Annotated in this window: 22 protein-coding genes and 1 pseudogene; 5 read left to right on the plus strand and 18 right to left on the minus strand. The window is 59.7% G+C overall.

Translation table 11 applies throughout. The features are described 5' to 3' along the window. Window position 1: 1 nt before the first annotated feature. The 4 genes and pseudogenes from DCC25_RS05355 to DCC25_RS05370 all read right to left on the minus strand — a co-directional run bounded on the left by DCC25_RS05355 (window position 2) and on the right by DCC25_RS05370 (window position 2,196). On the minus strand, window positions 2–436 hold the full coding sequence (locus DCC25_RS05355; protein WP_199445875.1) for a hypothetical protein: 435 nt from the start codon (window positions 434–436) through the stop codon (window positions 2–4). A gap of 204 nt (window positions 437–640) precedes the next feature. Further along, entirely contained in the window at window positions 641–958 is a 318-nt protein-coding gene (locus DCC25_RS05360; protein ID WP_110100896.1) for a hypothetical protein, read from the minus strand. 8 nt (window positions 959–966) lie between these two features. Next, window positions 967–1,365: pseudogene (locus tag DCC25_RS05365) on the minus strand (IS5 family transposase); the annotation flags it as partial. Between the two features lie 63 nt (window positions 1,366–1,428). Next, complete coding sequence (locus DCC25_RS05370) at window positions 1,429–2,196, minus strand: ubiquinone/menaquinone biosynthesis methyltransferase (protein WP_110100898.1); 768 nt, start codon at window positions 2,194–2,196, stop codon at window positions 1,429–1,431. 149 nt (window positions 2,197–2,345) lie between these two features. Here DCC25_RS05370 and DCC25_RS05375 point away from each other — a divergent pair, with 149 nt between their 5' ends. Next, on the plus strand, window positions 2,346–3,020 hold the full coding sequence (locus tag DCC25_RS05375; protein ID WP_110100899.1) for an NAD(P)-binding oxidoreductase: 675 nt from the start codon (window positions 2,346–2,348) through the stop codon (window positions 3,018–3,020). Here DCC25_RS05375 and DCC25_RS05380 read toward each other — a convergent pair. Further along, entirely contained in the window at window positions 3,017–3,745 is a 729-nt protein-coding gene (locus DCC25_RS05380) for a Pr6Pr family membrane protein (protein WP_110100900.1), read from the minus strand. The two genes, DCC25_RS05375 and DCC25_RS05380, sit on opposite strands and share 4 nt — an antisense overlap. Continuing rightward, window positions 3,738–4,307: a YbhB/YbcL family Raf kinase inhibitor-like protein gene (locus DCC25_RS05385; RefSeq protein WP_110098887.1), complete on the minus strand. Its 570-nt coding sequence runs from the start codon at window positions 4,305–4,307 to the stop codon at window positions 3,738–3,740. Before DCC25_RS05385 ends, DCC25_RS05380 begins: the two co-directional genes overlap by 8 nt. Before the next feature lie 155 nt (window positions 4,308–4,462). On the opposite strand from DCC25_RS05385, the gene DCC25_RS05390 reads away from it, so the two are divergent. Then, window positions 4,463–5,053, plus strand: a complete 591-nt coding sequence (locus DCC25_RS05390; protein ID WP_110100901.1) for an NADPH-dependent FMN reductase — start codon at window positions 4,463–4,465, stop codon at window positions 5,051–5,053. 15 nt (window positions 5,054–5,068) lie between these two features. Here DCC25_RS05390 and DCC25_RS05395 read toward each other — a convergent pair whose 3' ends face one another. After that, window positions 5,069–6,277 (minus strand): aminotransferase class I/II-fold pyridoxal phosphate-dependent enzyme, encoded by a 1,209-nt coding sequence (locus DCC25_RS05395; protein ID WP_110100902.1) that lies wholly within the window; start codon window positions 6,275–6,277, stop codon window positions 5,069–5,071. Window positions 6,278–6,453: 176 nt separating this feature from the next. On the opposite strand from DCC25_RS05395, the gene DCC25_RS05400 reads away from it, so the two are divergent. Together DCC25_RS05400 and DCC25_RS05405 are read left to right on the plus strand one after the other, a co-directional pair. Next, window positions 6,454–7,143, plus strand: a complete 690-nt coding sequence (locus tag DCC25_RS05400; RefSeq protein WP_110098957.1) for a GTP pyrophosphokinase family protein — start codon at window positions 6,454–6,456, stop codon at window positions 7,141–7,143. 96 nt (window positions 7,144–7,239) lie between these two features. Next, entirely contained in the window at window positions 7,240–7,971 is a 732-nt protein-coding gene (locus DCC25_RS05405) for an NAD(P)-dependent oxidoreductase (RefSeq protein ID WP_110100903.1), read from the plus strand. 54 nt (window positions 7,972–8,025) lie between these two features. Here the strand turns inward: DCC25_RS05405 and DCC25_RS05410 are convergent, their stop codons facing one another. The 10 genes from DCC25_RS05410 to DCC25_RS05455 form a co-directional block, all read right to left on the minus strand. Then, complete coding sequence (locus DCC25_RS05410) at window positions 8,026–9,579, minus strand: AMP-binding protein (protein WP_110100904.1); 1,554 nt, start codon at window positions 9,577–9,579, stop codon at window positions 8,026–8,028. Window positions 9,580–9,767: 188 nt separating this feature from the next. Continuing rightward, complete coding sequence (dnaB, locus tag DCC25_RS05415) at window positions 9,768–11,141, minus strand: replicative DNA helicase (protein ID WP_110100905.1); 1,374 nt, start codon at window positions 11,139–11,141, stop codon at window positions 9,768–9,770. A 486-nt stretch (window positions 11,142–11,627) separates the two neighbouring features. Next, on the minus strand, window positions 11,628–12,062 hold the full coding sequence (locus DCC25_RS05420; RefSeq protein WP_110100906.1) for a PaaI family thioesterase: 435 nt from the start codon (window positions 12,060–12,062) through the stop codon (window positions 11,628–11,630). Between the two features lie 168 nt (window positions 12,063–12,230). Beyond that, window positions 12,231–12,959 (minus strand): YggS family pyridoxal phosphate-dependent enzyme, encoded by a 729-nt coding sequence (locus tag DCC25_RS05425; protein ID WP_110100907.1) that lies wholly within the window; start codon window positions 12,957–12,959, stop codon window positions 12,231–12,233. A gap of 133 nt (window positions 12,960–13,092) precedes the next feature. Continuing rightward, a complete protein-coding gene (rplI, locus tag DCC25_RS05430; RefSeq protein WP_110100908.1) occupies window positions 13,093–13,563 on the minus strand; it encodes a 50S ribosomal protein L9 in 471 nt (156 codons plus the stop codon). A 28-nt stretch (window positions 13,564–13,591) separates the two neighbouring features. Beyond that, entirely contained in the window at window positions 13,592–13,828 is a 237-nt protein-coding gene (gene rpsR, locus DCC25_RS05435) for a 30S ribosomal protein S18 (protein WP_110100909.1), read from the minus strand. Between the two features lie 55 nt (window positions 13,829–13,883). Continuing rightward, window positions 13,884–14,408, minus strand: a complete 525-nt coding sequence (locus tag DCC25_RS05440; protein ID WP_110098898.1) for a single-stranded DNA-binding protein — start codon at window positions 14,406–14,408, stop codon at window positions 13,884–13,886. A gap of 62 nt (window positions 14,409–14,470) precedes the next feature. Beyond that, complete coding sequence (gene rpsF / locus DCC25_RS05445; RefSeq protein WP_110100910.1) at window positions 14,471–14,776, minus strand: 30S ribosomal protein S6; 306 nt, start codon at window positions 14,774–14,776, stop codon at window positions 14,471–14,473. A 163-nt stretch (window positions 14,777–14,939) separates the two neighbouring features. Then, window positions 14,940–16,217, minus strand: coding sequence for a M18 family aminopeptidase (locus DCC25_RS05450; RefSeq protein ID WP_110100963.1), 1,278 nt, complete (start codon window positions 16,215–16,217; stop codon window positions 14,940–14,942). A gap of 10 nt (window positions 16,218–16,227) precedes the next feature. After that, window positions 16,228–17,790, minus strand: a complete 1,563-nt coding sequence (locus tag DCC25_RS05455; RefSeq protein WP_183145597.1) for a glycosyltransferase family 87 protein — start codon at window positions 17,788–17,790, stop codon at window positions 16,228–16,230. Between the two features lie 85 nt (window positions 17,791–17,875). Between DCC25_RS05455 and DCC25_RS05460 the strand changes: the two genes are divergently transcribed. Then, window positions 17,876–18,985, plus strand: a complete 1,110-nt coding sequence (locus tag DCC25_RS05460) for an inositol-3-phosphate synthase (protein WP_208392265.1) — start codon at window positions 17,876–17,878, stop codon at window positions 18,983–18,985. 33 nt (window positions 18,986–19,018) lie between these two features. Here the strand turns inward: DCC25_RS05460 and DCC25_RS05465 are convergent, their stop codons facing one another. Next, complete coding sequence (locus tag DCC25_RS05465) at window positions 19,019–20,752, minus strand: formate--tetrahydrofolate ligase (protein WP_110100911.1); 1,734 nt, start codon at window positions 20,750–20,752, stop codon at window positions 19,019–19,021. Between the last annotated feature and the right edge of the window lies 1 nt (window position 20,753).

The raw sequence follows: 20,753 nt of genomic DNA on the forward strand, positions 1-20,753 counted from the left end.
ACTACGCTTTTCGGCGTGGCCGGAACTCGTCGAGTTCGGCGCTGTCAGAAGCGGTATAAGCATGACCGCCATCACGGTAGTGATCAGGCGGTTCTTCAGGAGATCTTCGCCGATGGACTCCGCTGGTAGCCCGTATCCCAATGCCGTAATGAAGATAAGAAAGGCAAGCCATGCCCCACGCCGCGATTGCGACAGTGCGCCGTCGCACCATGCCGATGCCGCAGGCAAACTCGTAGAATCCGAGCACGATCGTGAGCCAGCCGATATTCGGCATGACAAACGCCATCCACAGATCGCTCATTATTGGAAGCATGGCGGTATCGGCGAACACGACATACCCCTCGGGATTCACCCGACCCAGAACAAGGTGGGCGATACCCCCTGCGATGAAGATCACGGCGAAGAGCGCCCTGACTACCTTGCGGTATCGTTCCATGCTTCTCCCCGGTTCGTGACTCCTGGGCTTTGGTATAGGCCGGCAGCTTTGGCCGGAATGCGGCTACTCCACACCAATGAACCTATCACAAGAATCTACTGAGGCCATGGTTGAGTTCGGCCTGACGCCCGGACGGAACTGCAGGCCTCACAGAGAAGCAGCATCCTCAACCTCGGCTCGATCAGGTCTTGCTGCGGGCAGCACTCAGGCTGCCTCCGCAGCCCGCGCGGCCGGATCCCGCCAAGCGCGCATGTCGTCGGCGTATTCCCAGTCGCGACTGCGGTCGCAGACCTCGGCCGCGCTCTGCAGCACCCGGTCCCACACCGGCGCAACCTGATCGAACTGCTGCACGAATCGGGGCGTCTCAAGCTCGAGAGCCAACGCGAACCAGGCGTTCACCTCCCAGATCACGCACATCGCGGCGGCCCGATCGCGCTGGAGCGCCGCCTCGGCCGCCTCCAACAGCCTGATCACATCCATCGGATCGGTAGACCCCGGACGAATCCGCTGCACGATCGTCATCGTCGGCTCGTGCAGATCCTGACTAACGGCAGTCCGTGGCCATCGACGAGTCCCTTTTTTACGCGGCTGATGTTCGTTGCGTGCTGGTGAGCACGAGCGATCATGGAGTCGACTGAGACGGTGAAGTCGACCTTGTCATTCTTCACCGCAAAGTCTGTCAGCGCCTGGTGAATGGCATCCCAGGTGCCGTCAGAAGCTAAGCGACGGTGCCAGGTCCACACGGTCTGCCATTTGCCGAAGGTCTCGGGCAGGCCGCGCCAGGCGATGCCGGTACGGTAGCGGTAGATGATGCCTTCGATCATCTGCCTGGAATCGGAAAAGCGGCGTCCGCGCTTGCCTGTTGGTGCTGGCAAGTAGTCAGCGATGAGAGCCCATTGGTCATCAGTGAGCAGCTGGAATCGAGACATGACTCAAGAGTTTCAGAAACCAACCGTAAACTTTGTCAGACACGCCCTAGTCCTGAGGCAGTGTTAGTCCAGGGGTTTTTGCCCCCAGTGGATCGCCATCGTGCCGAACATGTGTAGCTCGTAGCCGGTGGATCGGAAACCGGCCTCGTGCGCCATACGCTGGATCACCTGAGGCGGATGGAAGCCTCGGGAGGTTCGGGACAAGTATTCATAGGCCTCGGGGTTGTCGGTGATCCAGGAGGCAATCCGCGGGACCGCCCAGGTGATGTAGGCGGTGGAGAACGGTTTGATCACGTTCCGTGGTGCCGGTGACATCTCCAGAGCTGCCATCCACCCCCCGGGTTTGAGCACGCGGAATTGTTCGGCCAGGGTGGCCGAAATATCGGTCACGTTGCGCAACAGATAGCCGTGGGTGACCGCATCGAAACTGTGGTCCGCAAAGGGCAGGTCCATCGCATCGGCCTGCACCCACCTGATCTGGTCTCCGCCGGGGCGGGCGGCACCGACGGCCATCATCTCCGGAGCAATATCGCAGGCGGTGATCTCAGCGCCGTAGTACCGAGACAGCACCGCGAAGGCCAGATCACCGGTGCCGGCGGCCAGATCGAGCACCGCCGGGGCCTGTGGGAGCCGGGCTGCGGCGACGGTGCGGCGGATCAGTCGTGGTTCTTGGCCCCAGGTCATCACCAGGTTCATCAAGTCGTAGCGGTCGGCGATGGCGTCAAACATCCCGGCCACGGTGTGGCCGTGTTCGTCCACGGCCACGGAGTCAACGCCCGTGGGCGTGGTTGACCGGTTGGGTGAGGAGGTCGTTGCGGAGGTGGTGCTCATATCTTCACACGCTACCTGGGATCGGTCGGAATAAGATCACCGGGGCACCTGTTACGCGTAGTGAAAGCACCACAAGAACACGACACAGAATGAGAACGCGACACCGGGCCTGACTCGTCCGGTGTAGCACACAGCGGAAAGGTGGGATCATGGCGCATTACATTATTTTGGGTGGACACGGCAAGGTTGCGCTACGCGCGGCCCAGTTGCTCACCGAAAAGACCAACACCGTCACCTCCGTCATTCGTCAGGAAGAGCAAATACCCGATGTTCAGGCCACCGGCGCCACAGCCCAGGTGCTGGATCTCGAGCAGGCCAGCCAGGATGACTTGGCCGAGGCCTTTTCGGATCAGGATGCGGTGATCTTCGCCGCCGGTGCCGGCGGGGGCAATCCGGATCGCACCTACGCAGTAGATCTGCAAGCAGCCAAACGCTCGATTGATGCCGCCAAGCAGGCTCGAGTCTCCCGGTTCATTTTGATCTCCTATGCCGGGTGCCGTCGGGATCACGGCGTGGCGGAAACCGACTCCTTCTACCCCTACGCTGAAGCCAAGTCGCAGGCCGATGAGTACCTGCGCAACTCTGGACTGGACTACACCATCCTGGGACCGGGGCTGCTGACCCTCGAGGAGCCCACCGGCAAGATCATGGAGGTTCCAGAAGACCATCCCCGTGATGAGAACGAGCGTCGAGAAACCTCGCGGGCTCATGTGGCTTCAGCCATTGTGGCCGCACTGGACCACCCCGAATCGATCGGACACAAGATCGACTTCTTTGATGGCGATACCCCGATCGACGAGGTGTTCTCCGCTCAGCGCGACTAAGGCACCGCGGTGAGTGCCTCCGGGTCCCGACGGGACCTGAGTCGGTCATAACCCCATAACACGGTGGCGACCACCAGGTAGCCGGTGAGAATCACGGCACAATAGGTCGCCACCGTGGTGTATCCGCCGGGGGCGGTGTGGTCCAAAAAGTCATAGGGCACCCAGTCCAGGATCGGGCCACGCACCAGCGTGAACACCAGCCACAGTGCGGGGATCAGTAGCGAGATAGCAATTCTCCTCCAGCGCACCTGTCCGAAGGGGCCCACCAGGAGGGTGACCACGGCCAGCAGGATGGGTAGCACCACGTGTGAGGTGAAGTCGTTGACCTGTTGCAGTGGGCTCAGCACTGAGTCGTCGCGGAGCAGGATATTGAAGACCAGTCCGGTGATGCTCAGGCAACATACCGCGGCAATGCGCACCACGTGTAGCACAGGCGAGCGGGAGTGGGGTCGGATCACCAGCCACCAGGAAACCAGTGTGGTCATCACCACCGAGATGAAGGTGAAATAGGCGGGTTGGTTGAGCGCATGCTCCCAGCCGGCTGTCAGGCGTCCGGTCAGGGTACTGCCGGCGGGCGGGTCGCCGTCGCGACGAAAGCCCAGGGCAATGGACGTGGTCAGGGCCACCAGTCCGATCAGACCGGTGGCCCCGTACCCTATGCGACGCCACAATGCCCAACGAGCTACCGCACCGTGGCCCGCTGGTGAGCCAGTGTGGTTAGCCATCGACTTCGGCAGTGACCACGATCGTGGCACGACCCAGCACGTGGCCGAAGCGGTTGAAGCCGAAGAAGGCGTTGGATGAATCCGCGGGAATGTCCAGGGATTCCACATCCAGGGCGTGGACGGTGATGAAGTAGCGGTGTGGGCCGTGGCCTGCCGGTGGGGCGGCACCGATGAAGCCGGGGCCACCGCCGTCGTGGTTGAGCTGGAAGGCGCCCTCGGGCAGTCCGGAACCATCACCGGCGCCGGCACCTTCGGGCAACTCGGTGACCGAGGCGGGGATGTTGCCGACCGACCAATGCCAGAATCCGGAGCCGGTGGGAGCGTCCGGATCATAGACGGTTACGGCGTATGATTTGGTGCCCTCGGGTGCGTTTGACCAGGACAACTGGGGGGAGATGTCTTCTCCCCCGTCAACTCCCATGGCACCCGAGTAGTGCTTGAGCGGGAATTGCTCACCGTCGGTGACGCTGGTGGAGGTCACGGTGAATTCCACGGCATCGTCTAGGCGGGCGAAGGGATCATTACCGGTCTCGTTCAATGCGTTAATCGTCTCGGAGCTCATCAGAGTCCTTTCGTCCAATCGCTGATACGGTCTCGGGCCCGGTCGGTGTGACCAGTACCCGTGCTGTTGTGCTCCAGCCTATGTCGTGTGACACAAAACGTCACGTGTTCGGCCGGTGACTGGGCTGAATACGGCAAGGACCCTAGGCTCGATATATGACTGAGCACAACGACACCACAGCAGATCAGCTCCCTCGGCTGGGAGTGGTCATCGGCTCGATCCGCACCCCACGCAAGGCCGATTCTGTCGCCGACTGGGTACGGAACCATCTCGAGGCCCACGACTATCCGGCCGAGTTTACGGTGCTGGACCTCAAGGACTTCGAGCTACCCCCGCTGGAACACTTCAATCAGCACTCCGATCAGCACGCACCAGCCGATCTGGTGCGCTGGCGCGATGCGGTCGATGGCTGCGAGGGGTTTTTGTTCATCACCCCGGAATACAACCGAGCGGCGCCGGGATATTTCAAAAACGCCTACGATCTGCTGGATGTGCAGTGGAAGCACAAACCGGTCGGCTTCATCTCCTACGGGGGCGTGGGTGGCGCCCGTGCGGTGGATCAATGGCGGGTCAGCATGGCCCCCTACGGGATGTACACCATCGGGCAACAGATCCTGCTATATAACCGCTACGACTTTGACTCCGATACGCTGCAGGTCAACGACCGCCATGAGAAGTCGCTGGGCAAGCTGCTCGAGGAACTACACCGGTTGACCGTCGCGACCCGGCCGTTGCGGCAGAACTAGATCGGACGCGCCCGACTAGCTGTTCTGCGCGTGGAAGTGCTGGATCCGTTCTAGGGCTTCACTCACCGCGGCCGTGCCGGCGGCAAACGAGATGCGGATAAACTCATCGCCGTCCACCGGATCAAAGTCCAGTCCCGGCGTCAGGGCCACGTAGTGGGATTCCAGCAGTGCTTGGGCGTACGCGGTGGCCGTTCCGAAGCGTTGCATCACCGCCTTCGGGGGCCGGGCATAGTAATAAAACGCCCCATCGGCCGGCGCGGCGTCATCAAAGCCCAGTTCGGAAGTCCGAGAGAGAATCAGCGAGCGCGTGGCCGCAAATTGGCTGACACGGGCATCGCATTCGGCGTAGGCGGTGTCGCTGAACGCTTCTACCGCGGCGTACTGTCCGGCGGCCGGTGGGCACAGAGAGACCGAGCCCGACAGTGCCGACACCGGTGCTACCAGATCTTCGGGCAGCAGTAACCAGCCCAGTCGCCAGCCGGGCATTCCCCAGTATTTAGAGAAGGAGCTGACCACCACGCCGGTGCGGGAGTACTCCCAGCTACTCACCCCGCGGGTGGAGTAGGTAATGCCGTGGTAGATCTCATCGGAGAACAGTCGCACCCCGTGGGCGTCGCACCAGCTGGTCAGTTGCTGCATGCTGGCGGGTTCAACCATGGTGCCAGTGGGGTTGTTGGGTGAGGCCAAGACCAGTCCGGTAACATTGGCCTGCTCCAGGTCCCGAATGCTGGGCAGAAACCCTTGTTCCGCACCGGCCGGGATTTCAACGACCTCACAACCTAAGGCTTGGAGCACATTGCGGTAAGCGGCGTAGCCGGGACGGGCCAAGGCCACGCGATCTCCCACGTCAAAGGCGGCCAAGAAACCGACCATGAAGCCACCCGATGACCCGGTGGTGACAGCAACCTGTGACACGGGAACCTCAAGGTCGTACCAGCGACGGTAGTGCTCTGCGATCGCTTCCCGCAGCGGTTGGATACCCAGCGACGGAGTGTAGTTCAGCGGCACGGCCGCATCATGGATATTCCGGGCGGCTTCGGTAACCGCCGTGGGTGCTCCGCCAGAGGGCTCCCCGGCGCACAGACTAATCACCGGTTGTCCGGTGGCAGTTAGCTCCGCGACGCGTTGCAAGATGGTCATCACCCGAAACGGGGGCACCTGAGAACGACGCGAAGGCGTGAAATGGGGCTGTTGAGATCGGCTCGGTGTCACCTTGTCAGTCATGGTTCTAGTATGGTCCTTTCAGACTCCGTGCAGGCTGTATTTCTAGACTGAGTCTCATGAGTACTTCCCCGTCTGTTCCCGATCAGCGGTCCGTGACGCGCTATGCGGGACAGGTTCCTAGCTTGCGACGCGTCACACCCCACGATGAGGTGTATATCCACACCGCTGAGGGCACCATGTCTTTCTCGGCCGCACAACTTCAGCGGTTGCGGAGAGACTTGGACTCGATGATGGCCGAATACACCTTCGTGCTCCGGGAGGTCGAAACCAAGCTGTCGGTGTTACGCGATGAGTTCACCCAGCTCCACGACTACAGCCCCATCGAGCACATCTCCACCCGCGTGAAATCGATGGACTCCCTGTTGGCGAAGGCTTCACGTAAGGGTATTGCTTTCGACCCCGACGAGATTCGACGCACCATCACCGATATTGCCGGGGCGCGGGTGACCTGTGGCTTCGTCACTGACGTCTATGAAATCTTTGACATGCTGGTAGCTCAAGATGATGTCACGGTGCTGAAAGTCAAGGACTACATCAAAAACCCCAAGCCCAACGGGTATAAGTCGTTGCACGCCATTATCCGGGTGCCCGTGTTCCTGTCCTCAGGCCGTCAGGATGTCACCGTCGAGATCCAGTTCCGTACGTCGGCGATGGACTTTTGGGCCTCGCTGGAGCACAAGTTGCACTATAAATACGACGGCGATGTGCCACAGTGGGCTATCGACGAGCTGAAGGAAGTCGCCGAGATCTCCTCGACTTTGGAACAGCGGATGCTGAATCTGCGTCATATTCTGCACAGCAAGCCGATACGTTCCGCAGGCGCTGATTCCCCCTCAGCGACGAACCACGGTGGCCACTGGGTTTAGGGAGAATCATTCGTGCCGGAAGTGGAACTACCGCACAGCACCACGGCCACACTGAACGCTTGGTGCCCGACTTCTGCTGCGCACAGCAGACCACGCATGGCCGTGGTTGGTGCTGCCGGTGAGATCGGGCGGGTCACCGGTCAGTGTTTCACAGACGAGGATCTGGTTCTGATAGGCCTCGATGTGTTGGATCATCACAACATCGTGGGATACCACGCCTGGTCCACGGGTACGGTGGCCGATAAAGCAGTGGTACGTCACGGGCTAGGCGATGCTGATTATGTTTTGTACCTCCCCACGGGCGCCAAGATGGGGTGGCACGGACTCCTCGAGGCCGAGATCCACGGCGTAAAGAATGTGGCCGAAGTCTGCGTCGAAAAGGGGGTGAAGCGTCTCATCTATGCGTCCAGCAACCATGTGACGGGGATGAACGAAGTTGACTTCTACGAAACAGGAGTTCTCGACACGCCGCATCCGACGAGCTTGCCACGACCGGATGGTCTTTACGGGGCAGCGAAGGCCTTCGCCGAAGCGTTATTGCGTTCCACAAGCGAAATTCACGGCCTGCCGGTGTCAATCATCCGTATCGGCGCGATGCGCTACCGGGACGATCCCCATGCGGTGACCGATGGACCGCGATTTGCCCGCCAAACCAACAAGGAATATCGCCAACGCATGGAGCGGGTCTGGCTGACCCACCAGGAGTGGAAAGCCACCATTACCCGGGAGCTAGCAGCCACCGATCAGTTCCGCCTCTTTTATGCACCGCAACATCAGGCCGACCAGCCATGGACCGGTGAGATCTATACCTGGAATCGTGGCCGTTGAACAGATGCCACGAGCCAAAGTGGCCGGCTGTCTGATGATGCACGGGTCTGGTTTTTACAGGGCGTATTGTCCTCGGAGTTTGTGTTTGAGCAGTTTGCCCGAAGCATTACGGGGTAACTCCTCGACGATCTCAAGGCGCGTGGGCTTCTTGAAGGAGGCAAGCTTGTCAGAGAGGAAATCGTGAATCTCCGCTAAGGTGGGTGGATCCGCGGGATCATCGGGGACCACAATCGCCAGCGGCGTCTCCACCCATTTCTCGTCGGGGACACCAATCACGGAAGCATCAGCCACCTTCGGGTGGGTACTGACGGCATGCTCAACTTCGATTGAGGAGATGTTCTCACCACCGGAGATGATCAGGTCCTTGGACCGATCGACGACATACATAAATCCTTCCTCATCTTGTCGGACCATATCCCCGGAGTGAAACCAGCCGTCCCGGGTAGCCTGTTGGGTCGCCTCGGGCTTATTCCAATAGCCGGCCATCAGTCCCGGGCCACGATAGACAATTTCTCCCATTTCTCCGGGGGCGACATCGTTTCCTTCCGCGTCGACAATACGAGCTGCGATCGGCCCGATTGGTTCACCGATGGAGCCCATCTTGCGCAGTGATGCGGGGCCTTGTAACAGCGCGGTAATGGGTGACATTTCGGTCTGACCGAACGCCGTGGAAAGCGTTGCCTTTGGAAAAGTGTCCACAATCAGTTGCAGGGTTTCCTTCGAGGCTGGTGATCCTCCCCACGAGATTGACTGTAACGGGAGGTCTCGCTCGGTGATGCCGGGTAGAGAACACAGTGCTTGCCAGATGGTCGGCACCAAGAACATATTGGTGATCTGCAATTTCTCGATGAGATCAACCAGCGCTGCGAGATCTGTGAGTACCTGGGGTGGAGCGACCACCAAACGAGTACCGGCAAAAAATGCCGGAGTCAGGACACCGATGCCGGCGATATGGAACAACGGAACCACAACGAGGTTGGTTTCAGGAAGATCTCCCGGGGCCGGCGCGTTGCGATACACCGGAATGGTCTGACTCAAAAGATTCAAATAGCTGAGCATGACCCCTTTCGGATCCGAGGTGGTCCCCGAGGTATAGACAATCATGGCAATCGAGTTCTCATCGATGTCCAAAGGCTCGGCGGTTCCCCCGGCTGCCACAATCTCGGGCACATCCTCCACCAGAGAAATGGTCTGGATATGGTCTTTGCTCTGGGACCCAGCCAGTGCCTGAGCGCCCATGGCGTCGACGTAGATCACTTTCGCACCAGAATCTGACACAAAATAGTCGAGCTCGCGCGGCACAGATCGAATATTGATCGGAACGCTGATCGCACCAACGGTATTAATGGCAAGCATGGCGATGATATATTCTGCGCTGTTTAGCGACAGGATCAGCACACGGTCGCCGGGTTGTACACCCCGATGTTGCTGAAGGTCTGCGGCCAAGGCTTGCACGCGCTGCTGTAGCTCCCACCAGGAAATGTTCTCAGTCTTGGTGGTCAACCCAATCTCGTCTGGTCTATCAGTGGCGTGGAGATCGAGCATATTCATCCAGTGCATGCGACGTGAGAAGAACGGCTGACGGTCGGGAAGGGAGGGGATCAGCATGTTCAGACCTTCCAGAGGAGTGTGATCTATATCACTACTACAATAGTGGAGGTGTGAACGGAAAAGCGAGATGACGAGCAAATTTCCTTCGCCGCATCAGAGTCATTAGAAACCTCGACCGGACACGTCTTTTTGCGTGTCTCCAGCAAGTGCTGCCCGACACCGCGCTGAGGCGCAGATCAGTGGCTCTAGAATCCGCCGTCCTCAGGGGTCATGTTGTTGAACCGGGAGTAGTGGCCCTGAAAGCCGACGACGATAGTTCGGGTCGGCCCATTACGGTGCTTGGCAACGATCAGGTCAGCCTCACCAGCACGTGGTGATTCCTTGTCATAGACGTCTTCACGGTGCAGCAGAATGACCATGTCGGCATCCTGTTCAATTGAACCGGATTCACGCAGATCAGAAATCTGCGGACGCTTATCGGTGCGCTGTTCTGAGCCACGATTGAGCTGCGAGAGCGCGATGACCGGGACCTCGAGTTCCTTGGCTAAGAGCTTCAGGGCACGAGAGAACTCGGCGACTTCTTGCTGACGTGATTCCACCCGCTTGCCGGAGCTCATCAGTTGCAAGTAGTCCAACACAACTAGTTTCAGGTCGTGCTTTTGCTTCAGGCGCCGGCATTTGGCCCGGATCTCCATCATCGTCATATTGGGTGAGTCGTCAATGAAGAACGGTGCTTCGTTCAACCGTCCCACGGTGGCGGCGATTTTCGTCCAGTGTTCGGATTCCAGTGCACCTTTACGCAGATCAGACAGCGCGATGGTTGCTTCGGCCGACAGCAGACGCATCGCAATCTCATTGCGGCCCATTTCTAGCGAGAAGAACACCGTGGGCATGTTGTTGCCGATCGCCGCCGCACGAGCCAGGTCGAGAGCCAACGTCGATTTACCCACCGCAGGACGGGCCGCCACCACGATCATTTGTCCGGGGTGCAGTCCCTGGGTCAGCTCATCAAGCTCGTAGAAACCGGTGGGAACACCCGAGAGTCCACCGGCGTGATCACCGGCGGCTTCGATCTCGTCGACGGTGTTCTCCAGGATGCCCGAAAGACGGACGTAGTCCTCGGATTGCTGGTTCTCTGCCACCCGGTACATCTCACCCTGGGCAGCGTTGACAATGTCGTCCACGTCGCCGTCTTGGGCGTAGCCCATCCGGCTAATCCTGTTGCCCACGTCCACGAGTCGACGCAGAATCGCTTTCTCCTGGACGATGTCGGCGTAGAACTCGGCGCTGGTGACAGCCGGAACGGACTGGACCAATTCGTGTATGTACGAGGCTCCCCCGACACGAGGTAGCTCCTTACGCTTGTTAAGCATGTCGGAGACGGTGACCGCATCTGCGGGTTCGCCACGACCGTAGAGTGTAATGATGGAGTCGTAGATCAGCTCGTGAGCTGGTGAGTAAAAATCTGGCCCACGCAAAACCTCCACCACGGTGGCCACCGCATCATGCGAGAGCAACATCGCTCCGAGGACAGATCGTTCGGCGCTGAGATCCTGGGGTGGGACGAGCGTGTCGCGAGACAGCTCCGGGGAACCGGTGGAATCATAAGGCGTATTCATTAGATCGTCTCTTGATTCCCTTCCCCTTTACCGGACCCCGGACTGCCTCACGAAGACCCCCCGGTCGCAGTGGATGCGCGCAGTATGTGCACCCTGTGCATAACCTGCCAATACCCACCGGCCGAGAGGCGATATAGCGACACTACTCGGGGAAAACAGCCTCAGCAAACCCCCAAAATTCTTTTCCTGTGGATAACCTGTGGAAAGAGTGGATTAGCCTGTGTAAAAATTCTCAAGAACCTGTTGATTCAGCCAGGTGATCATCCGCCGATTCGGCTCTGACTAGGGCTTTTATGAATCACAGCCTGTGATTTAAAAAACAATTTGCACCCAATTTGGCTGACTTGACAGCACCATGACGGGCGAGTACAAGGAGTGTTTTCCACACCACACGCAGTTATCCACAGGGTTACCCACAGCCGTGGATAAATTACACCAGTGTGATTCTCCCACGCTACGTGCATTGCTTCACATTAAAGGGCCAGATCAGCCGTGGTTTTCCGGAGCCGGAAGGTTCTGGAGTCGAAGTTGTCCGCGGGCCAAGACTTTGCCGGTAGCTTCGGCGGTAATGACGACATCCCAGAGTTGCTGGGTGCGTCCCTGGTAGAGGGCATTGGCTTCAACCAGGACGGTGCCGGAACTAAATTGACGCAAGAAGTCAGTGCCGTTGTGCAAGCCCACCGCGAACATGTTCTGGTCCTTCACGGCGTAGCTGGCACCTACCGAGGCCACTGACTCCACAATGGTGGCGTAGACGCCTCCGTGGACGATTCCCCAGGGCTGGTGGTGGTCTGGGCCCAGTTCAGCGTGCCCTGCCACGTGTGTGGCGGTGATGTCGTCAAAGACGAAGTTGGTGGTGGACCCGAATGTTCCCTGGGCTTCGTTGATGTGGTCCCAGATATCGTGAAGTCGATCGACCATGGCGCGCTGTACTCACTCTCCGCATAGGGGCTACTTGGCAGAGAATCTAGCACCTTACCCAGCGGTCACGGCCCAGCATGGCCCGTGGCGCGCCTGATTGAGTTTCATCAGTGGCCCAGAAGTACCCCACAGCCCCAGCAACACTACCCGGCAGAGGTGCTGTGCACGTTAGTCCTGTGCCGAGCCGTGGGGAGGTCTCGCGCCGAAGATCGCAGAACCGATTCGGACCATGGTGGCTCCTTCTTCGATGGCGATCTCAAAGTCGGCTGACATGCCCATGGACAGATCTCCGGCCCCGAGTTGATCGCGGTGTTCATCGCGCAACGCGCGCAGTTGCCGGAAATTATTCCGGATCGCATCCTCGTCATCGGAGTTCTCGGCGATGGTCATCAATCCGCTGACCCGAAGTGCCGTGAAATCCTGAATCTGGTCAACAAACGGGCCGAGTTCTGCCGGGTCGAGACCGGATTTGGTGGTTTCCCCAGAGGTATTGACCTGGATCAACACCGACAGGTCCCGTCCGGCTTCGGTGAGCTGGTCGTGGAGCCTGCGAGCGATCTTGACCCGGTCTAGGGCGTGGAACTCATCGGCAAATTCGGCCACGTCTCGGGTCTTATTGGACTGTAATGGCCCGATGATGCACCAGGTGATCTCCAAGTCGTTCATGGCCTGGTATTTTTGGTGGGCCTCTTGAACTTTATTCTCACCGAAGGTGTGAATGCCTGCCTGATAGGCGGTGCGCAGGCGCTGTTCCGCCACGGTTTTGGTCACCGGGATCAGACGCACATCCCGGGGATCACGCCCGACACGGTTGGCAGCGGCGTTAATCCGTCCTTGAACCGCGTAGAGGTTCTCTTGGATCTCTTCCAGGGTGGTGGCCACAGCAGATTCAGACATAGCTCAAAGCTAACACAGCCCTGCCAGCCCACTGGGGGAGACAACGAAACCCCGGGGCGGGTGACCAGATGATGGTCAACACCTGCCCCGGGGTTCTCTCAACGTAATCCGGGTCTAGCCAGAGCGAAGAAGCTTATTTCTTCTTCTTTTGAGCCGGAACAACAGCCAGTTCCACCTGAGCAATCACGTCGTCGTGCAGACGGATCTGCACCGAGTAGTTACCCAGCGAACGGATGCTGTCGGTCAAGACGACGTTGCGACGGTCGATCGACTCGTGGCCGGCTGCTTCCAGGGCCTCGACGATGTCCGAGGAGGTCACCGAGCCGAACAAACGACCGGTCTCACCGGAGGCCACCTGAATCTGCACCGGTTGCTGCTGGAGCTTCTCGGCCAGCGCCTGAGCTTCTTCCAGGTTCGCCATGGCCCGAGCTGCCCGGGTCTTGCGGATCTCTTCGACCTGGTTTTCTGCGCCGCGGGTCCAACGAGTAGCGAAACCGCGCGGGATCAGGTAGTTGCGAGCGTAACCGTTCTTGACCTCGACGACATCGCCGGCAATACCGAGGCCGGGGATCTCCTGGGTCAAAATGAGTTTCTGCTGTGCCATGTCTACTCTCTCCTTCTCTACTTCAAGATCAGCGGCCGGAACCGGAGTAGGGCAACAGAGCCATTTCACGTGCGTTCTTGATCGCCAAAGCGATCTTGCGCTGCTGCTGGACGGTCACACCGGTCACACGGCGGGCACGGATCTTGCCGCGATCGGAGATGAATTTGCGAAGCAGAGGCACATCTTTGTAGTCGATGTAGTCGATGCCTGCTGTCTTGAGGGGATTGGGCTTTGGTTTGGGCTTACGTACTTCAGCCTTAGCCATCGTGGTGCTCCTTCGAGTAATAACTGGAGCCCGCAGTCAGCGGGATGGTTGGTGTTTAGAACGGTGGTTCCTGATGATCCGGGGTGTCCCAGGATCCAGCGGAGGGAGCTCCGCCCCAGGGATCCTGCTGTGGGGCACCGCCAGCTTGACCCCAACCGCCCTGGTTCTGGGCCGGCGGGTTCTGGTTGAAACCACCACCGGATCCGCCCCCGTGACGCGGGGTACGCGTCACCTGGGCGGTGGCGTAGCGCAACGACGGGCCGATCTCGTCGACGTCCAGTTCCCAGTTGGTGCGGTTCTCACCCTCACGGGTCTGGAAGGAACGGGCTTTCAGGCGACCTTGGGCCACCACGCGCATTCCTTTGGTCAAGGATTCGGCCACGTTTTCTGCTGCTTCACGCCATATGGAAGCACGCACAAACAAGGTCTCAGCATCGGACCATTCATTGGTTTGACGGTCGTAGATCCGAGGAGTTTGGGCAATGGTGAAGTTCGCGACGGCCTGTCCCGATGCGGTGAAACGCAGTTCGGGATCGGCGGTCAGGTTTCCAATAATCGTGACTACCGGCTCTCCAGCCATGAGGTACTCCTGGTGGTCTCGTTAAACCGATGCTTGAGTGTTTGTGCAGTGACGAGGTGACCCTAGAGGGTGACCTTCTGCTCTTCCGGACGAATGATCTTGGTGCGCAACACGGTCTCGTTCAGACCCAGCTGGCGTTCCAATTCCTGAGCCGAGGCCGGCTCAGCGGTGAAATTCACGACCGCGTAAACAGCTTCCGAGTTCTTCTTGATCTCGTAGGCCAGCTTGCGACGACCCCACACATCGATTTCTTCCACGGAGCCACCGTCTTTGACAACGGTGTTGTCAAAGTACTTACGCAGTGTCGGTTCAACTGTACGCTCATCGACCTCCGGGTCAATCAGCGCCATCAATTCATATGCACGCATGCGAACCCACCTCCTTCGGGCTTATGGTCACGGTCTTTCCGTAACAGGAGGTTCTCCTTAGTGCTGTTGTCAAAGAACAACTCGAATAGTTTAGCGTGATTGCGCCGAAATTACCACGCGAACCGTGAGAAGTGTGCTACAGATCCAGCTTTCCTGGTGCTGACTACTGGCGAAAGAAGGCGGCGGTGAGGCGGGTCAAGTAGCCTGGGTCTTTGACACCGACCAATTCACGGACCGAGTGCATCGACAGCAACCCCACCCCGCAGTCCACCGTGGGAATCCCTAACCGGGTCGAGGCGATCGGACCGATGGTGGAGCCACAGGGCACATCATTGCGGGAGACAAATTCTTGGATCGGTACCCCGGCGTCCTCGGCCCACCCGGCCATGGCCGCATGTCCCATCGCATCGGTGGTGTAGCGCTGATTGGCGTTGATCTTCACCAACGGGCCTTGGTTGGGCAACGGGTGGTGGTCCGGGTCGTGTTTGGTAACGTAATTGGGGTGGACCACATGGCCACAGTCGGCCGACAGCAGCCAGGACTGGGCGCGCACCCGGGGACTCTCTTCGGGACTAATGCCCAGGCTGTGTTGGATACGCACCAGAGTTTCGTCCAAGAATGGCCCGGCGGCCCCCGAACGCGTCTGGGAACCGACTTCTTCGTGGTCGAAGGCCGCCAGCACCGGAATCAGGTCGGGCGCTGGCTGGTGGGCAACCTCTAGCAGAGCGGAAAGTCCAGCCGAGACGGAGACCAGATTGTCCATCCGCGGGGCGGCTAAGAATTCTTGGGCCGAGCCCAGTATGGCCGGGGGTTGAGTATCGGCCAGCATCAGATCGGCGGCAACCACGTGGTCTGCCGAGAGACCGGCTTCTTCGGCGATGGCGTGCACAATGGTGGTTGCGGAGTCGCCGGAGGCGGTGGCCACAATCGGCATCAGGTGCTGTTGTCGATTCAGAGTCAGTCCCCGATCGGTCTCGCGATCGAGGTGGATAGCCAGCTGCGGGATGCGCGCCATCGCGGAGGTGGTGACCAGTTTGGTGCTGCCATCGCGTAATACCAGGCGTCCGGCGAAGGCCAGGTCGCGGTCTAACCAGGAGTTGACCAGCGGTCCCCCGTACACCTCAACACCGACCTGGGCCCAGCCGGCGGTGGTGGTATCCGGGCTGGGCTTGACCTTGAACCCCGGGGAATCGGTGTGAGCGCCCAGAATGCGAAAGCCCGGTAGCGTCGCTGAGTCCTCGCCGGTGGCCTCCGGCTGGATCCAGGCGATCACCGCACCATCACGGACGACCACGTAACCACCCGGGGCTAGCGGGTAAGGCTCGGTTTCCTCCAGCCGGGTGAAGCCAGCGGCGATAGCTTCCCGGGCTACATAGTCGGCAGCGTGCCATGAGGTCGGGGCATCAGATATCAGACGGACCAGTTCATCGAGGTGACTCATGAACTCCACCCTACTGTTTGTGCTCAAGGGTGATGGGTGTCCAGATCCCCTGGTGCTCGGCCGCGCCGACTTCAACGGGTTCGGGCTCGGTGTGATCGGCATGTTTGCCGACGGGTTGGGCTACAGGGATGAGGAATGGCAGACGGTCGCGTGCGCCGTCATAGTCTCCACCCAGCGGGTCATCCCAGGCCAGATTCTTCGAAGCCTCACCGCGCAGGCTGGAGTCGAAGACGGGCAGGCTGGTGCGCACCGGGTCGGTTTCAGGCCGGTAGATCTGATAGACCACCCGGGCCATCAGATAGAAGGTGGCCAACATGTGTGCGGCCACGGCCAGACCGTAGAGCCGTTCATCGAAGAGGTGCTGGGTGTTGTGTTCGGAGGTAAAATGCGACAGATGGGCCCAGACCGCCCAAAAGTGCAACACTTCCACGAATTGCCAGATCAAAAAGTCACGCCAATTGGGCAAGGCCAGGGCCACCAGCGGGATCAGCCACACCACGAACTGTGGTGAGTAGACCTTATTGAACAGCACGAAGCTGGCCACGATGAGAAACACCAATTGCGCCATGCGGGGACGAACCGGTGCGGTGGTTCCGATGACGAAAATGAAAGCACAGCAGATCGCCACAGCACCCACGGACAAATAGGACAGGGATTCGGCGGTGACCGGGTGGCTGTCGTTGAATACGTTCCACATACTCCAGACCGAGGACCAGCCGGGCCCACGGTCGGCGGAGAAGGTGTAGAACAACGACCACGCCTCATAGTTGGTCAGCATCAGTGGCACGTTGAGGACTAGCCAGGAGGTGGCCGCTCCGGCCGCGCTGAGCACCAATGGGCGGAAGACCAGAGTACGGACCGCCAGCACGAGGATGGCCCCGAAGACGAGTAACGGGAAGATTTTCGCCGAGATGCCGATGCCGAACAGGACGCCGGCCCAAAAGTACTTCTTGCCACCAAACAGCCACAGACCCAGGATCAGGGGGACCACCGCCCACATGTCCCAGTTAATAGAGGACGCCAGAATCATGCCCGGGGCGATGGCCACCATCGCGGCATCCCAGAAGCGCCGCACCGAGGACTTGGCGACGACCACCACGGTGATGACCCACAGGGCGAAGACCAACACGAAGTTGATGTCGAAGTACAGTAACGAGGGCCGGTCGGGGTTAAAGAAGTGGGTCAGTGCTGCCGTCAGGGAGGCCACAACCGAGATCAGCACCGGGTATTCGAACGTGGAGGCCTCCATGAAGGGTGCGAAGGGGTTCTCGTCGAAACCGCGACCACCGTATAACGCGGTCCAGTCGGAGTAGCATCCGGCGAAGTTCACGAAGGGTTGGGACCAGCCTTCAAGACGGCACGGTGATTTTTGTAGCACCGCCACCAACGCCGCCAGGGTGGTCATCAGGATCAGCACCCGCATGGGGGTGAAAAACCCGCCACCGGTCCGACCAGGTGCGCTACGTCGTCCGATCGGGCCAATTTTCTCGGAGGTCAGCCGGGCGAGAAGCGGGTCAGTTCGAGAAGGAGCAACAGGCGTGCGTGGCTGTTGCTGTTGTGCGCGGGTGGCCATGAGGCACAGTTTACGTGGTGTGAGCGATCAGGGTGTAAAAACCTGCCGGTTTCTCTTCGGTCACCTCCGGGCTGACGTAGAGTAGATGAGGTTTAAAAACAAAAGGAGTATCTCGTTGTCTGCAATTCGAGTTGCGATCGCAGGGTTGGGGAACTGTGCTTCCTCCCTGATTCAGGGTGTGCACTATTACCGGGATGCCGCTGATTCTGATGTGGTACCCGGATTGATGCACGTACGTTTCGGCGATTATCATGTCAGCGACCTGGAGTTCGTGGCGGCCTTTGATGTCGATCAGGCCAAGGTGGGGCTGGACATTGCTGAGGCCATCACCGCCTCGGAGAATAACACCATTACCCTGGCCGAAGTCCCTGTTACCGGTGTACAGGTCCAGCGTGGCCCGACCCTGGATGGTCTCGGGAGGTACTACCGCGAAACCATCACCGAATCTGTCGCTGATCCAGTCGATGTGGCCCAGGTCTTGCGCGATCGTGAGGTCGACGTGCTGGTCTCCTATCTTCCGGTGGGCTCTGAAGAGGCCGATAAGTTCTACGCGCAAGCTGCCGTGGACGCCAAGGTGGCCTTTGTGAATGCACTACCGGTCTTCATTGCCGGGACCGAAGAGTGGTCGCAGAAGTTCACCGAGGCCGGGGTGCCGATTGTCGGCGACGATATTAAATCCCAGATCGGGGCCACCATCACCCACCGCACCATGGCAGCACTGTTCGAAGCCCGCGGGGTAACCGTGGATCGGACCTACCAGCTGAATGTCGGTGGCAATATGGACTTCAAAAACATGTTGGAACGCGAGCGGTTGGAGTCCAAGAAGATTTCCAAGACCCAGGCGGTGACCTCTAATCTGGACACCGAACTGGAGGACCGCAACGTCCATATTGGCCCGTCTGACTACGTGCAGTGGCTCGATGACCGCAAGTGGGCCTTCGTCCGGCTGGAGGGGCGCAACTTCGGTGATGCTCCGGTGTCGTTAGAGTACAAACTCGAAGTCTGGGACTCCCCAAACTCCGCCGGTGTGATCATTGATGCGGTCCGGGCTGCCAAGATCGCTTTGGATCGTGGCATCGGTGGACCGATCCTGTCGGCCTCCTCCTATTTCATGAAGTCCCCACCGGTCCAGCACCGCGATGAGCACGCCCGCGAACTGGTGGAGGCCTTTATTCGTGGCGAGATTGAGCGCTAGGTGTCTGTTTTCGGGTTCTAGCAGTCTCGAGTCCTAGAAGATATTCAGAATCTCACCGGTGGAGTCTGCAACGTCCATCGCCTCGGCAGCGGGATGTTTCGGTAGCCCGGGCATGGTCATAATCCGTCCGGTGTAGACCACCACGAATCCCGCACCGGCTCGTAGCCGCACGCGCTGGATGGTGAGCTGAAACCCGGTCGGTGCCCCGAGTTTTGTCCGGTCATCAGAGAAGGAGAACGGGGTTTTGGCCACGCACACGGGCAGATACTCCGCCGGGGTACCGGCCAGCTCGTTCAACTGTTTCAGTGCTGCCGGGGAATATTTCACCCCGTCAGCCCCGTAGATCGTGCGGGCAATCACCGAGATCTTCTCCTGGAGGGGCAAGCCCGCCAACGCCTGCGGACTGAGGGGATCCGGGGCGTGCTGCTCGGCCTGCTCGCGCCGGTGTTGTTGGTGGGGAGTCTGTTGCAGCTGGTCTCGGATCATCCGAGCCAAGGCCTCGGCCCCGTCGGCACCCTGTCCCCACGCTGCACAGATCTCGGCGGTTACCCCTCGGGCCTGGCAGTGGTCGATCAGCCAGGTTATCTCCTCCTGGGTGTCGTCCGGGAAGGTGTTGATCGCCACCACCACGGGACGGTCATAGTGCGCTAGGTGGTCCAGGTGCCGGTCAAGGTTCACCACCCCGTCCCGCAGTGCCTCCGGATTGATCTGGTTGGCTTCATCCACGCTGACCCCGCCGTTATATTTCAGCGCCCGGAGCGTGGCGACCACCACAATGGCATCGGGGCTGAACCCTCCTGCCGGGCCGGTGATATGCATGAATTTTTCGGCGCCGAGATCGGCCCCGAAGCCGGCCTCGGTAATCACCACATCGGCTAGCGCCCGGGCGGTATTGGTGGCAATCACCGAATTGGCGCCGTGGGCAATATTAGCGAACGGTCCGCCGTGCACCAACGCGGGGGTGCCGGACAACGTTTGGACCAAATTAGGGTCCAGTGCATCGTTGAGCAATACTGCCATTGCCCCTTGGGCACCCTCGGGCCCCAACTCACCGACGGTTACCGGCTTCTGGTCATAGGTGTAGCCGATGATCATCTGCGACAGTCGTTGCTTCAAATCCTTCCGGTCGGTGGCCAAACAGAAGATCGCCATGGTTTCGGTCGCCACCGTAATCTCGAAACCATCTTCTCGGGGCACCCCTTGGGTGCGTCCCCCCAGTCCAATCACGGTGTGACGTAGTGCCCGGTCGTTGAGATCCACGCACCGTTTAATGGTGATGGTGCGCGGGTCAATGCCTAGCTGATTGCCCTGGTGGATGTGGTTATCCACCAGGGCACACAACAAGTTGTGCGCTGCCGAGATGGCGTGTAGGTCACCGGTGAAGTGCAAATTGATCTTATCCATCGGCACCACCTGGGCGTACCCGCCGCCGGTGCCACCACCCTTGAGTCCAAAAACCGGACCCAAGGACGGCTCACGCAAGGCTAGGGCCGTGTTGACCCCGATGCGGTTCAACCCGTCAGCCAGCCCGATCGCGACGGTGGTCTTCCCTTCTCCAGCCGGGGTCGGGGAGCAGGCGGTGACCAATACCACTTTGCCCGGACTGCGCTGAGCATTCGCGTTGTCGGTGAGCCCGAGACCGGTGAGATCAATTTTGGCCATGGTGTGGCCGTAGGGGATGAGATGTTCGGCTGAGACTCCCAGCCGCTCGGCGATCGCGTGAATCGGTTGCAGAGTGGCTGTGGCAGAGATCTCAGCGTCGTTCATA

Source organism: Auritidibacter sp. NML120636, assembly GCF_003185945.1.
Lineage (GTDB): Bacteria > Actinomycetota > Actinomycetes > Actinomycetales > Micrococcaceae > Auritidibacter > Auritidibacter ignavus.

What these genes read in the sequence shown, in the direction of transcription:
- DCC25_RS05460 (WP_208392265.1), top strand. Translation starts at nt 17,876, where the DNA reads ATGAGGTTTAAAAACAAAAGGAGTATCTCGTTGTCTGCAATTCGAGTT.
- dnaB (WP_110100905.1), bottom strand. Translation starts at nt 11,141, where the DNA reads ATGAATACGCCTTATGATTCCACCGGTTCCCCGGAGCTGTCTCGCGAC.
- DCC25_RS05440 (WP_110098898.1), bottom strand. Translation starts at nt 14,408, where the DNA reads ATGGCTGGAGAGCCGGTAGTCACGATTATTGGAAACCTGACCGCCGAT.
- DCC25_RS05355 (WP_199445875.1), bottom strand. Translation starts at nt 436, where the DNA reads ATGGAACGATACCGCAAGGTAGTCAGGGCGCTCTTCGCCGTGATCTTC.
- DCC25_RS05385 (WP_110098887.1), bottom strand. Translation starts at nt 4,307, where the DNA reads ATGAGCTCCGAGACGATTAACGCATTGAACGAGACCGGTAATGATCCC.
- DCC25_RS05425 (WP_110100907.1), bottom strand. Translation starts at nt 12,959, where the DNA reads ATGTCTGAATCTGCTGTGGCCACCACCCTGGAAGAGATCCAAGAGAAC.
- rplI (WP_110100908.1), bottom strand. Translation starts at nt 13,563, where the DNA reads ATGGCACAGCAGAAACTCATTTTGACCCAGGAGATCCCCGGCCTCGGT.
- DCC25_RS05410 (WP_110100904.1), bottom strand. Translation starts at nt 9,579, where the DNA reads ATGCTGATCCCCTCCCTTCCCGACCGTCAGCCGTTCTTCTCACGTCGC.
- DCC25_RS05380 (WP_110100900.1), bottom strand. Translation starts at nt 3,745, where the DNA reads ATGGCTAACCACACTGGCTCACCAGCGGGCCACGGTGCGGTAGCTCGT.
- DCC25_RS05405 (WP_110100903.1), top strand. Translation starts at nt 7,240, where the DNA reads ATGGCCGTGGTTGGTGCTGCCGGTGAGATCGGGCGGGTCACCGGTCAG.
- DCC25_RS05420 (WP_110100906.1), bottom strand. Translation starts at nt 12,062, where the DNA reads ATGGTCGATCGACTTCACGATATCTGGGACCACATCAACGAAGCCCAG.
- DCC25_RS05395 (WP_110100902.1), bottom strand. Translation starts at nt 6,277, where the DNA reads ATGACTGACAAGGTGACACCGAGCCGATCTCAACAGCCCCATTTCACG.
- DCC25_RS05375 (WP_110100899.1), top strand. Translation starts at nt 2,346, where the DNA reads ATGGCGCATTACATTATTTTGGGTGGACACGGCAAGGTTGCGCTACGC.
- DCC25_RS05400 (WP_110098957.1), top strand. Translation starts at nt 6,454, where the DNA reads ATGTCTTTCTCGGCCGCACAACTTCAGCGGTTGCGGAGAGACTTGGAC.
- DCC25_RS05390 (WP_110100901.1), top strand. Translation starts at nt 4,463, where the DNA reads ATGACTGAGCACAACGACACCACAGCAGATCAGCTCCCTCGGCTGGGA.
- rpsF (WP_110100910.1), bottom strand. Translation starts at nt 14,776, where the DNA reads ATGCGTGCATATGAATTGATGGCGCTGATTGACCCGGAGGTCGATGAG.
- DCC25_RS05455 (WP_183145597.1), bottom strand. Translation starts at nt 17,790, where the DNA reads ATGGCCACCCGCGCACAACAGCAACAGCCACGCACGCCTGTTGCTCCT.
- DCC25_RS05465 (WP_110100911.1), bottom strand. Translation starts at nt 20,752, where the DNA reads ATGAACGACGCTGAGATCTCTGCCACAGCCACTCTGCAACCGATTCAC.
- DCC25_RS05370 (WP_110100898.1), bottom strand. Translation starts at nt 2,196, where the DNA reads ATGAGCACCACCTCCGCAACGACCTCCTCACCCAACCGGTCAACCACG.
- DCC25_RS05360 (WP_110100896.1), bottom strand. Translation starts at nt 958, where the DNA reads ATGACGATCGTGCAGCGGATTCGTCCGGGGTCTACCGATCCGATGGAT.
- DCC25_RS05450 (WP_110100963.1), bottom strand. Translation starts at nt 16,217, where the DNA reads ATGAGTCACCTCGATGAACTGGTCCGTCTGATATCTGATGCCCCGACC.
- rpsR (WP_110100909.1), bottom strand. Translation starts at nt 13,828, where the DNA reads ATGGCTAAGGCTGAAGTACGTAAGCCCAAACCAAAGCCCAATCCCCTC.